This is a genomic window from Azospirillum himalayense (genome assembly GCF_042657465.1).
Lineage (GTDB): Bacteria > Pseudomonadota > Alphaproteobacteria > Azospirillales > Azospirillaceae > Azospirillum > Azospirillum himalayense.
Map to the genome: position 1 here is coordinate 1 of NZ_JBHSLC010000046.1, position 11,839 is coordinate 11,839.

General features: G+C 65.1%; 10 protein-coding genes, 1 tRNA gene and 1 pseudogene. 4 read left to right on the forward strand and 8 right to left on the reverse strand.

Annotated elements, in window-relative coordinates:
• From ACFPMG_RS21220 to ACFPMG_RS21230, 3 genes and pseudogenes are all read right to left on the reverse strand, one after another.
• A pseudogene (locus ACFPMG_RS21220) lies at positions 1–490 on the reverse strand (SPOR domain-containing protein); the annotation flags it as partial.
• Complete coding sequence (gene argS / locus ACFPMG_RS21225) at positions 487–2,247, reverse strand: arginine--tRNA ligase (protein ID WP_376997182.1); 1,761 nt, start codon at positions 2,245–2,247, stop codon at positions 487–489. The gene argS and the pseudogene ACFPMG_RS21220, both read right to left, overlap by 4 nt.
• A 61-nt stretch (positions 2,248–2,308) precedes the next feature.
• Positions 2,309–3,508, reverse strand: a complete 1,200-nt coding sequence (locus tag ACFPMG_RS21230) for a deoxyguanosinetriphosphate triphosphohydrolase (RefSeq protein ID WP_376997183.1) — start codon at positions 3,506–3,508, stop codon at positions 2,309–2,311.
• Between the two features lie 192 nt (positions 3,509–3,700).
• On the opposite strand from ACFPMG_RS21230, the gene erpA reads away from it, so the two are divergent.
• The 4 genes from erpA (at position 3,701) to ACFPMG_RS21250 (ending at position 5,840) form a co-directional block, all read left to right on the forward strand.
• On the forward strand, positions 3,701–4,069 hold the full coding sequence (erpA, locus tag ACFPMG_RS21235; protein WP_040134010.1) for an iron-sulfur cluster insertion protein ErpA: 369 nt from the start codon (positions 3,701–3,703) through the stop codon (positions 4,067–4,069).
• 44 nt (positions 4,070–4,113) lie between these two features.
• Entirely contained in the window at positions 4,114–4,899 is a 786-nt protein-coding gene (locus tag ACFPMG_RS21240; RefSeq protein ID WP_376997184.1) for an exodeoxyribonuclease III, read from the forward strand.
• Positions 4,900–4,972: 73 nt separating this feature from the next.
• A complete protein-coding gene (locus ACFPMG_RS21245; protein ID WP_376997185.1) occupies positions 4,973–5,545 on the forward strand; it encodes a hypothetical protein in 573 nt (190 codons plus the stop codon).
• A gap of 205 nt (positions 5,546–5,750) precedes the next feature.
• Positions 5,751–5,840, forward strand: a tRNA-Ser gene (locus ACFPMG_RS21250).
• A 791-nt stretch (positions 5,841–6,631) separates the two neighbouring features.
• On the opposite strand, the gene ACFPMG_RS21255 is transcribed toward ACFPMG_RS21250, so the two are convergent.
• The 5 genes from ACFPMG_RS21255 to ACFPMG_RS21275 all read right to left on the reverse strand — a co-directional run bounded on the left by ACFPMG_RS21255 (position 6,632) and on the right by ACFPMG_RS21275 (position 11,813).
• Positions 6,632–7,234 carry an alpha-ketoglutarate-dependent dioxygenase AlkB gene (locus ACFPMG_RS21255; protein ID WP_376997186.1) on the reverse strand — a complete coding sequence of 201 codons (603 nt, stop codon included), beginning with the start codon at positions 7,232–7,234 and terminating at the stop codon, positions 6,632–6,634.
• Positions 7,231–8,013, reverse strand: coding sequence for a class I SAM-dependent methyltransferase (locus tag ACFPMG_RS21260; protein ID WP_376997187.1), 783 nt, complete (start codon positions 8,011–8,013; stop codon positions 7,231–7,233). Before ACFPMG_RS21260 ends, ACFPMG_RS21255 begins: the two co-directional genes overlap by 4 nt.
• Positions 8,014–8,522: 509 nt before the next feature.
• Positions 8,523–10,073 (reverse strand): glutamine-hydrolyzing GMP synthase, encoded by a 1,551-nt coding sequence (gene guaA, locus ACFPMG_RS21265; RefSeq protein ID WP_137141152.1) that lies wholly within the window; start codon positions 10,071–10,073, stop codon positions 8,523–8,525.
• Positions 10,074–10,108: 35 nt separating this feature from the next.
• Positions 10,109–10,666, reverse strand: a complete 558-nt coding sequence (locus ACFPMG_RS21270) for a GNAT family N-acetyltransferase (protein ID WP_376997188.1) — start codon at positions 10,664–10,666, stop codon at positions 10,109–10,111.
• Positions 10,667–10,790: 124 nt separating this feature from the next.
• Positions 10,791–11,813, reverse strand: a complete 1,023-nt coding sequence (locus tag ACFPMG_RS21275) for a purine-nucleoside phosphorylase (RefSeq protein WP_376997189.1) — start codon at positions 11,811–11,813, stop codon at positions 10,791–10,793.
• Positions 11,814–11,839: the final 26 nt, after the last annotated feature.

Consider the following 11,839-nt stretch of genomic DNA (forward strand, 5'->3'; position numbering starts at 1 on the left):
GGGCCGGAGCGGCGGCGGGCGGCGGCGCCCCCTCCCCGTCCTGGCGCGGCACCGTGGTGGTGGAGCCCGGCGGGGGCGGCGGAAGCTGGGCCACCGCGGGCGCCTCCGGCAGGGTCGGCGACGGCGGGATCTGCGGCGCGACGACCGGCCGCGGCAGCGGCTCTTCGGGCGGCGGCAGCAGCCGTTCGATCTGCGACTTCGACCCGCGGTCGTTCAACCGCTCGTAGACCAGCTTGTCCTGGTGCGGCACTTCCATGCCGCCGGGCTGCTCCGGACGGGCCTTGGTTGGCGCGCTGTCGGCCATCAGCAGCGGCGGGCCGCCGTCCGGCGTGCTCTGCCCCTTGCCGCTGTAGACGACGACGATCGCGCCGGCGAAGGCCACGATGCCGACCACCGCCAGACCGAGGCCGAGCAGACCACGCCGACCTCCCCGCTGCGGCGGCGCGCCGTAGGGATCGCTGGCGTGGTTGGCATCGCCCTCATACCTCATGACCGCAATTCCTCCACCGGCTCCACGCCCATCACGGCGAGGCCGGAGGCGATCACCGTGGCGACCGCGCTGATCAGCGCCAGACGGGCCACAGTGACCTCCTCGTCGCCGTCGATCAGGAAGCGCAGGCTGGTGTCGTCGCGGCCCTTGTTCCACAGCGCGTGGAAGTCGCTGGCCAGGTCGTAAAGGTAGAAGGCCACACGGTGCGGCTCGTGCGCCTCGGCGGCGGATTCGACCAGACGCGGCCAGGTCGCCATGCGCTTGGCCAGCGCCATCTCCTCCTCGCTGTCGAGGCGGGCGAGGTTGGCCTTGGCGGCCAGCGCCGCCAGCGACAGGTCGGCCCCCGGCAACGCCGTTGCAGCGTGGCGCAGGACCGAGCGGCAGCGGGCGTGGGCGTACTGCACGTAGAAGACCGGATTGTCCTTCGACTGCTCGACGACCTTGGCGAAGTCGAAGTCCAGAGTCTGGTCGTTGCGCCGGGTCAGCATGATGAAGCGGACGACGTCGCGGCCGACCTCCTCGATCACGTCGCGCAGCGTCACGAAGGTGCCGGCGCGCTTGGACATCTTCACCGGCTCGCCGTTCTTCATCAGATGGACGAGCTGGCACAGCTTCACATCCAGCGACGCCTTGCCTTCGGTGATCGCCGTGGTCGCCGCCTGCATGCGCTTGACGTAGCCGCCATGGTCGGCGCCCCATACGTCGATCTGCAGGTTGAAGCCGCGGCGGTGCTTGTCGAAATGGTAGGCGATGTCGTTGGAGAAGTAGGTGAAGGACCCGTCCGATTTCTTCAGCGGTCGGTCGACGTCGTCGCCGAAGTCGGTGGACTTGAACAGGGTCTGCGGGCGCGGCTCCCAGTCGTCGGGCTTCTTGCCCTTCGGCGGCTCCAGCACGCCGACATAGATCAGGCCGCGGTCCTCCAGCGCCTTCAGCGCCGTGTCCACCGCCCCGGCCTTCACCAACGCGCGTTCGGAGCTGTAGACGTCCATGCGGACGCCAAGGACGCCGAGGTCCTCCTTGATCCATTCCATGATCGTGGCGATGGCGAAGTCGCGGCAGGCCGGCAGCCAGTCGGTCTCGTCCGCGCCGACCCACTTGTTGCCGTCGCGCTCGGCCAGGGCCTGCCCAACCTCCTTCAGATACTCGCCGGGATAGAGGCCGGCCGGAATTTCACCGATGTTCTCGCCCAGCGCCTCGCGATAGCGCAGGAAGGTGGAGCGGCCCAGCACATCGACCTGGGCACCGGCGTCGTTGATGTAATATTCGCGGCTGACGGCGTAGCCGGCCTTCTCCAGCAGCGCGGCCAGCGCATCGCCGAACACGGCGCCGCGGCCATGGGCCGCGTGCAGCGGGCCGGTGGGGTTGGCCGACACGTATTCGACGTTCACCGGACGCTTGCCGCCCAGCATGCTCTCGCCATAGGCGGTGCCGGCGGTCAGCACGTCGCGGATGCGGTCGCGCCAGACGTCGGCTGTCAGGCGCAGGTTCACGAAGCCCGGACCGGCGATCTCGGCGCTCGCCACGTCGGGGCGGGTCTTCAGCTTCGCCACCAGCAGTTCGGCCAACGCGCGGGGCGGCTTGCCCGCCGGCTTGGCCAGGATCATCGCCGCGTTGGTCGACAGGTCGCCGTGCGCCGCCTCGCGCGGCGGCTCCACCGTCAGGCGCGCGGTGTCGAGCCCCGCCGGGATCTGGCCCTCGGCGGCCAGCTCGTCCAGCAGCTTGCGGATGTCGTTCTCGAAGACCTTGAAGATGTTCATCGTTTCAATTCTTGCTTTAGGTCTGGGCCGGTTAGGTCTTAGCCGTTTGGGTCTGGGCCGTTCAGGTCTTGGCGTCCATGTCGAACAGGCGGGCGTATTCGGCGAGCGCGTAGCGGTCGGTCATGCCGGCGATGTAGTCGGCCACCAGCCGCGCCAGCACCGTCCGGTCCCCGTGCCCACCCTGCCTTGCGACATCCTCCTGCCATTGCGTCGGCAGGGTGTTCGGCTCGGCCATGAACAGGTCGAACAGGGCGGTGACCACCCGCTTGCACTTGCTCATTTCCCGGTTTACCCGGTAATGGCGGTACATGCGCTGTTTCAGGAAGGCGCGCAAGGGCCGCTGCGCCTCGAACATCGCGGGGGAGAAGCTGACGACCGCCTCCGGCAGGGCGCGCAACTCCGCGGCGCTGCCGGGCCGGTGGCGGTCCAGCCGCTCCCGCGTCTCGGCCAGCAGGTCGACGATCATGTTGTTGATCATGCGCCGGATCGTCTCGTGGATCAGACGGGAGCGCTCAAGCCCCGGATAGCGGTCGCAGACCTGCCGCACCACCGGGCCGACCAGCGGCAACTCCGCCACCTCATCCACCGTGAACAGGCCGGCGCGCAGCCCGTCGTCGATGTCGTGGTTGTTGTAGGCGATGTCGTCGGCCAGGGCCGCCACCTGCGCCTCGGCGCCCGGGTTGGTGTGAAGCTCCAGGTCCCAGCGCTCCTGGAAGGCGGCCAGCGTCGTCGGCAGCTTTGCACCATCATGGAGAGGCAGCAGCGGGCCGTTGTGCTTGACCACGCCCTCCAGCGCTTCCCAGGTCAGGTTCAGCCCGTCGAAATCGGCGTAGCGCCGCTCCAGCATCGTCAGGATGCGCAGCGTCTGGTCGTTGTGGGCGAAGCCGCCGTAGGGCGCCATGCAGGCGTTCAGCGCGTCCTCGCCGGCATGGCCGAACGGCGTGTGGCCGAGATCGTGGGCGAGTGCCACCGCCTCCGCCAGATCCTCGTTCAGCCCGAGCGCGCGGCTGATCGAGCGGGCGATCTGCGCCACCTCCAGGCTGTGGGTCAGGCGCGTCCGGAAATAGTCGCCCTCGTGATAGACGAAGACCTGAGTCTTGTATTTCAGCTTGCGGAAGGCGCCGGAATGCACGATGCGGTCGCGGTCGCGCTGGTAGCACGAGCGCGTCGGGCTTTCCGGCTCCGGGAACAGCCGGCCGCGCGTCTGTGCGGGGTCGCAGCCATAGGGCGCCGGGCGATCCTGGAAGAAGTCCGCCGTCATGGCGCGGACACTACCGACGCAAACCGCGCTGTGCAACGGCGAAGGCGGAGACCTGCCGAGACATCCGGCAGCCGCGCGCAGGCGAACCGCAGGTCAGGCATGAGAAGGCCGGACATGCCTTTGACGAAAGGCGGACACACCCTTACATTCGTCATCGTGTCGTCTGTCCCGCGAAACCCTGAGGTCCGTCCCATGCCCGACACCGCCCTTCCCGCCACCGCGCAAGAGGGTGCGCGCGTTCTCACCGTGTCCGACAGCGCCGCCAAGCGCGTCGCCTTCCTGATCGAGCACGAGGGCGACCCGGCCCTGATGCTGCGCCTGACCGTGTCGGGCGGCGGCTGCTCCGGCTTCCAGTACGGCTTCGCCTTCGACGCCACGGCGAACGAGGACGACCATGTGTTCGAGAAGAACGGCGTGAAGGTCGTCACCGATGACGTCTCGCTGGACCTGCTCGCCGGCTCCACCCTCGACTATGTCGAGGACCTGATGGGGGCCGCCTTCCAGATCAAGAACCCGAACGCCACGGCCTCCTGCGGCTGCGGAAACTCCTTCGCCGCCTGACGGTTCCTTTTCCCCCGGCCTTTGCCGAACAAGAAGAACACGACGTGAAGATCGCCACCTGGAACGTCAATTCGGCGAAGGCCCGCCTTCCGCTGATCACCGACTGGCTGCGCGCGGAGTCCCCGGACGTCGCGCTTCTCCAGGAAATCAAGTGCGAGACCGCGGCCTTCCCCCGCGCCGCCTTCGAGGAGTTGGGCTATCACGTCACGCCGGTGGGGCAGAAGTCCTACAACGGCGTGGCGTTCCTCTCCAAGGCGCCGCACGAGGACGTGCTGACCCGCCTTCCCGGCGAGCCGGAGGACGAGCAGGCCCGCTACGTCGAGGCCACGGTGGCAGGTGTGCGCATCGCCTCGCTCTATCTGCCCAACGGCAATCCGCTCGGGACCGAGAAGTTCGCCTACAAGCTGCGCTGGATGGACCGCCTGCACGCCCACGCCCGCGGTCTGCTGGCACAGGAGGTCCCCTTCGTTCTGGGCGGCGACTACAACATCATCCCGGAGCCGCGCGACGTCTTCGACCCGGTGGCCTTCGCCGGCGACGCCCTGTTCCAGCCCGAATCGCGGGCTAAGTTCCGCGCTTTGCTGAATCTGGGTCTGACCGAAGCCTACCGCGCCCTGCACGACGACGACCACGCCTACACCTTCTGGGACTATCAGGCGGGCTGCTGGCCGCGCGATCTGGGCTTGCGCATCGATCACTTCCTGCTGTCCCCGCAGGCCGCGGATCGTCTGGTGGAGTGTCGGATCGACCGCCGCCCGCGCGGCGCGGAAAAAGCGTCCGACCACACGCCGGTCATCCTCGAACTGCGCGACGGGTCAGACATTTCTTAAATTTTTTCACGCATCCTCAAGGCCGACTCGGAAACCGAGCGAGCGTCCACCCGCGGGGAGAGGCGGCAAGACGATGGTCTGGGGACAGGACAGCGGCCGCAAAGCGATCGAAGAGCTGCTGACGGCCATCGAGCAGCAGGCCGGCGAAGCGATCGCTCTGGGCGCGCGCGCGCAGCGCGACATCGAGAAGGACCGGTTCTCCTCTTTCCTCGCCTTTCGCCGTAAAGTGGAGGAGGTGCGCGCCCTCGTCGCCCTGACGGAAGAGCGTCTGACGACCGTCACCACGGCCAAACTGACCGACCTGCGCACGGAGTTCGAACGGATCGACCTGCTGTTGACCGGCCTGCTGGCCCGCGCCACGCGGAATTACTTCGAACGCATGCGGGACGATCAGGCGCTTCCCATCGGCGCCCGCGAGCTGTTCGAGCCGGAGTTGAAGATCATCGAGGAGATGCGCACCAAGCTGGACCGCCCGCATTACGCGGGCCGCGTGTCGGCAACGGTGATCGAGGACCTAGAGGCGACCAGCGTCATGATCCGCAAGGTCATCAGCCGCGCCTCCAGCCTGCCCGATTTTTCCGACGCCCCGACGCCGCCGAAACCGACGAAGCGGCTCTCGAACCTGGGCCGTCCGATCCGCATGTGACCCGTCCGCCTCAAAGCAACGTGTTTCCGCCGCGATGGGCATCAAAAGCGAGTTGACCGACGACGTATGACACGGCATGTTCCCCCCGCTTCCAACCGCGAGCAAGCGATGCGCGGGCAACCGACGCCGGTTATTGGGGGAGTAAGGGGACCAGGGTAAACTTGATCCCCAGGCGTTCAAGGGTAAGCCCTTGAAAACGCTGATTGGATGGGTGGCCGAGCGGTTTAAGGCTCCAGTCTTGAAAACTGGCGTGGGGGCAACCCCACCGTGGGTTCGAATACCACCCCATCCGCCAATTCCTTCTTCGCCGTATTTCGCTGAACCCCGCCAAACCCGCATGTTTGCTGGTTTTTTGCCCGACACCTCCTTCGCCAACCATCGCCCTTGACCGCCGGAAGCCGGCGCCTGATGATGGGTAGGATAGCGGGTAGCGCCTCGTACCCATCACCGCCGTCCTGACGCTGCTCCGTTACCCATCATAGGACACCCATCAACATGGGGGTAACCTGCTGATCTGGAGCGGAAAATGCCGAAAAAAGCCGCCGGCTTAACAGCTCGAAGTGTTTGGGAGTCCGTCATGATCCTGCCGGCAACTTTGTCGGAGGAGGCTCTTGCAAATTCGTGGTATTGTCAAGTACCGCGAAAATCCGCTGGCAAGTTTGCCGGCGCATGCATACTGGGATGTGCGCACGGAGCGATCGCGCACCCGCTTGACGGGGAGTGCCTGTTCATCACTGTGCCGGACTGCTGAGAGCAGGCCGAACGGGCGTCGGCGGTGGCCTTTTTTGGGGTCCTCCGTGAAGAGTTCGTGCAGGGAATGCTGGGCCGCGCGCGAGGAGGTAGATGCCAACTACATCAGCGTCTTTTGGCGCATTGTTTTGCTGGTTAACGTGCCATCACATCCGATAAACGGACATCCGCGAACTGTGACAACTGCCGTGCCAGTCGAAAAGCTGCGAATATTAAAGAAGAGAGAGTTTCGTCCCAGGCTCTCTCCCTCCGCCATCAGCGCAGGATTGCGCAAAAACACCTGGGATTGCGCGTTGGTGCGTACGAGCGCGCAGTTGCCCATGCGCCTCGCTTTCATCATGCGCCGATGACGACCGACCGGAAAGTCAATGACACGCGCCGCAAGCGTTGCGTCTTCATGCCGTTGATCATGTCGGATTTCCGCGCCGGTATTCCGTGCAACCAGTCGTATCGCGCCGGCCCCGACAGCCTCAGCAGACTGCAAGCCGGCAGAATCATGTCGTGCCGCGCACCGGTGGCGGAGCACTGAAACGTCATGACGACGGAGCAGCCAAGGCTGAGAATGGCGATGGTGTCGCCGAAACAGGGAACGCAGTCGATATGCGCCGAAATGCCCTGGCCCGTCAGGTACTCATTGACGATGACCTGGTCTGGCACAGTGGAGAACACGCCTTTGTCGACAAGACGCCCGGCGAGCACTGCCAACCATCCCGGCAAAGGCCCCAGGTGGTCGGCAGGCAAAACAGAGCGAGTGCGATAGTCATAGCGAAAGCCATAGTGTTGAACGCGGCGTTTAAGGTCATTCCGCCAGTTCCCGCCGTCCACCTGTTTGAGCAGTTGACTTTCCTCAGTTTTACCGATCCAATCGTTGTTCAGGGTCAGACCCGGAATCTGTTGCCCCTCCTCACGGGCAGTGATCAAAGGAACGTTGGCGCTCACGGTTGGAGAACCCATGTTTCGAACGACTGATGTTCTTTCAGAGCACTGTCTTCATCGTTGGTGTTGACGTGCGAATAGGATGGAAAATCGCCCGGGAAGAAAGAAATGGCATATAAATTCTTTAAGCCGGCATATTCGGCCGCTTCATCCATGCGGAAGCGTCCGTCATAATATGAGCTATTAATGACGGTGACGATAATTTCACCGTCCTGTAGAAGGTGTTCGGCGGCACTCCTCAGAAAGCGCCGAACAAGGACATGGTTGGGGTTGTGCCCTCGGTTCGGTTCCCGGCTGCCGGCATTGGGAAATTGAAAAATGATCGTATCGAATTTCTGAAAATGAGATGTCCGATCCAAATGGGTTGCATCCACATTATCGAATACAGTTACCCCCGCTCTTGATAGCTTTCTGGCGTTGATTTTAGCGTCATCAGAAATGTCACGGCTATTTTCGTGTATTGTCGAGGTGATCGACATCGGTATGACATGATGACCAAAAACAAGTGAGGCGGTGAAACTGAAATTTCCTTCTCCAACGAGAAGAGTTTTGCCGCTAAATGCCCGACTAACGATATGGTTTTGGCGCGCATTTTGGATGTCGCCATGGTCGCCTGTGGCAAAAGGTTGCTCATCGATACAGCTACCGGCACCGTACCGTGCCGCAAACCAATTTGTAACAATATTATGCGTTGATGCGCTTTGAGGGTGACGAGAATCGCGATAGGCATATGACCCGATGAGCCGGTCGATTTCGTGCGGTGACGGGAATTCTAAAGGCATCGCGGTTCGATTCCCATGTTAGTTGACAGTAGCGGCTTATGCTCCGTTGTCCATTGTGCACTATATGTTCCGCTTATGTTCCAAATTAGATTCGGCGTCAAGCGATTTGGCGGGCATCATCATTGCCAACGTCTGGATTGTCCGGCGAAGTGAGTTCTAGCTACGTTTCCGTAATCGTCAGGACACGGGATTCGTAATGCGCTGATTTCGAATACAGATTTTCAGAGAATGTTAAATCCCGGTTGCCACCGCTCCGCCAACCATTTGCCATCAAAACGCACGTCGCAGATCACCACGGCGGCGTTTTGCAGACGCTCAAGGTGACGCCCGGCACACTGGACGACGGCACGGACTTGTCCCACCGAATACAGATCAATTCCGCTCACGAATGGTCGTGCCCGGGCTTCCCCTGTGCTGGAATTCCCTCGGAACTCCAGCACAAGGGCTTTGCCTTCAACAAGCCCACAGCAAGGAGGGGTGGTTTCCCACCCCATCCCAAGCGGCCGATATCATTCCCACTCGATCGTGCCGGGCGGCTTCGAGGTGATGTCGTAAACGACGCGGTTGACGCCGCGCACCTCGTTGACGATGCGGTTCGACACACGGGCCAGGAAGTCGTGCGGGAACGGGTACCAGTCGGCGGTCATGCCGTCGGTGGAGGTCACCGCGCGCAGGGCCAGCACATGGTCGTAGGTCCGCCCGTCGCCCATCACGCCCACGGTGCGCACCGGCAGCAGAACCGCGAAGGCCTGCCAGATCGCGTCGTAGAGGCCGGCGTTGCGGATCTCCTCCAGATAGACCGTGTCGGCCTTGCGCAGGATGTCCAGCTTCTCCGGGGTGATCTCGCCGGGGACGCGGATGGCGAGGCCGGGGCCGGGGAACGGGTGGCGCCCGATGAAGGCGGCCGGCAGACCGAGTTCGCGGCCGAGCGCGCGGACCTCGTCCTTGAACAGCTCGCGCAACGGCTCCACCAGCTTCAGCTTCATGCGCTCCGGCAGGCCGCCGACGTTGTGGTGCGACTTGATGGTGACCGACGGGCCGCCGGTGAAGGACACGCTCTCGATCACGTCGGGGTACAGCGTGCCCTGGGCCAGGAACTGCGCGCCGCCGACCTTGGCGCTCTCCTCGTCGAACACCTCGATGAACAGCCCGCCGATGATCTTGCGCTTCTGCTCCGGGTCGGTGACGCCGGCCAGCTTGCCGAGGAACAGCTCGGACGCGTTCCGGTGGACCAGCGGGATGTTGTAGTGGTCGCGGAACAGCGTCACCACCTCCTCCGCCTCGCCGGCGCGCATCAGGCCGGTGTCGACGAAGATGCAGGTCAGTTGGTCGCCGATGGCCTCGTGGATCAGCACGGCGGCCACCGAGGAATCGACGCCGCCCGACAGGCCGCAGATCACCTTGCCGCTGCCGACCTGGGCGCGGATCTTCTCGATGGCCTGCTGCTTGAAGGCGGCCATGGTCCAGTCGCCCTTCAGCCCGGCGACGCGGTGCACGAAGTTCGACAGGAGCTGCGCGCCGTGCGGGGTGTGCACGACCTCCGGGTGGAACTGCACGCCGTAGAACTGGCGGGCGTCGTCGGCGATGGCGGCGAAGGGCGCGCCGTCGCTGACCGCCACGGCCTGGAAGCCGTCCGGCAGGGCGGTGACGCGGTCGCCGTGGCTCATCCACACCTGCTCGCGCGAGCCGACCGCCCACAGGCCGTCGAACAGCGCGCAGGTCTGCTTCACCTCGATGAAGGCGCGCCCGAACTCGCGGTGGTCGGAGCCGGACACGGTGCCGCCGAGCTGGTGGCACATCGTCTGCTGGCCGTAGCAGATGCCCAGGACCGGAACGCCCAGCGTGAAGACCACTTCCGGCGCGCGCGGGCCATTCTCTTCGGTGACGGAGGCCGGGCTGCCCGACAGGATGATCGCCTTCGGCGCGTAGTCGCGAATCCGCTCCTCGCTCATGCTGAACGGATGGATTTCGCAATAGACGCCGGCTTCACGGACGCGGCGGGCGATGAGCTGGGTCACCTGCGACCCGAAATCGAGGATGAGAACGCGCTCGGCGGACATGGACGACAACCTGATGCGGGGGGACAAGCCCCTGACTACCGCATTTCGGGCCCCGCGGACAAGCGTGCAAGCGGGGCGAGGTCGCGCCAGCCGTAGGCGATCTCCACCAGCTCCGCCCCGGCAAAGCGGATGGGCCGCTCCGCCACGCGGACACCGCCCAGCCGCTCGTAGAACCAGCGCGCCGGGTTGTCACGCAGACACCAGACCACGGCGGTGCGCTTGCCGCCCTCCTGGAGCCGTTCGGCCATGGTCGCCATCAGGCGACGGCCCAACCCCTGCCCCTGCGCCTCGTCCAGCAGGTAGAGGGCGTAGAATTCCCCCTCGTACCCTTCCACGGGAATGCGGCGCCCGCCGTAGGTGGCGAAACCCACCACCGAGTCTGCAGCGTCCACCGCGACCAGGGCGCCCTGCCCCGGCCCATGCGCCTGGACGGCGTTGTGCCAGCGCATCGCCGCAGCGGCTTCCGACAGGTTGACGAGATAGGTATCCGGAACGAGGCCCGGATAGGTGGATTGCCATGTGGCGACATGGACCTTGGCGATGCCCACCGCGTCCGACGGGCGCGCGTCGCGAATCACCAGCGCTTCATCCATGGGACATCTCCGGACCCGTTGCCCACCCCATTGGAAACTGGGAGCCGGGCCGGAGGATGTCCAGTCAGCCAAAAGGGCCGGGCCGGTGCGACGGTGGACGGCCGCCGCACCGCCGGCCTTCGGGTTACTGGGCCGGAAGGGCCGGAACGCCCGCCTGCCACTGGTCCCAGTGGGAAACGATGTGGTCGGTCATGCGCGTGCCGACCACCGCCACATTCTCCACCGTCTCGGCGAAGCCGCCGGCGGTCTCGCCCGGCTTCGGGTCGAGATGCTCCAGCGTGGTTTCCTTCGGGTTGCCCTGGTCGAAGTTCACCGCGCCACGCAGACTCATCACCCGGTCGGAGCCCAGCGTGCGCTTGATGACCAGCGTGATCGCCGCGGCCTCCATCTCGGTGATGACGTAGTCGTCGGCGCCGTAGAGCTTGGCGATGTACTGCGCCTGCTCGGACATGCCGGGGCCGTGGAAGAAGGTGTCGCCGGTCATGTGCGTGCCGGTGCCGACGAAGGGCGCGCGCCGGGCGGCATCCTGCGGGTAGCGCTGGCGGTAGGCGCGGGCGCTGTCCGAATCCTTCAGCGGCGTGTCGCCGGTCAGCTTCATCGCCCAGGAGACCAGGGCCGGGTTCAGCTGGAACAGGCGAACGGACTCGTAACCCTTGCGCGGCATGAAGGTCGGCTCGCCCGGCTTGCCCTCCTCCGGCGCCCAGCGGTGGCCGAGATCGTAATCCACCAGCCAGGTCGCCCAGTTGACCTCGGCGATGGTGCCGCGCGACGGCGGCGTGCCGGCCACGCCGGAAATAATGAAATAGGCCTGCGACAGGTCGAGCTGCGGGTTCAGCAGGATGGCCTGCATGGACGCGGAGGAGCTGACCTTGCCCATGCCGAGAACCGCGCCGCAGACGCCGTCGGCGTTGCAGTAGACCGGATTCAGCGCGCCCTTCACGGCGATCGGCTCGGCGGACTGCCAGTAGCGCTCGTACCAGTTCTGGAACTCGCCGGCGCGGTCGCCGGTGTTCTTGCCGATCTCGAACATGGCGCCGACGAACACCTTGACCTTGACCGGCTCAGCCGCTTCGGCGGAGGTGCCCAGCCCCAGCAGGAAAAGGGCGGACAGGGCGGCGCTCCGCCAGCGGGACGTGTTCCACATCATTGCGCTCCAACATGCGGGGAAAGGTC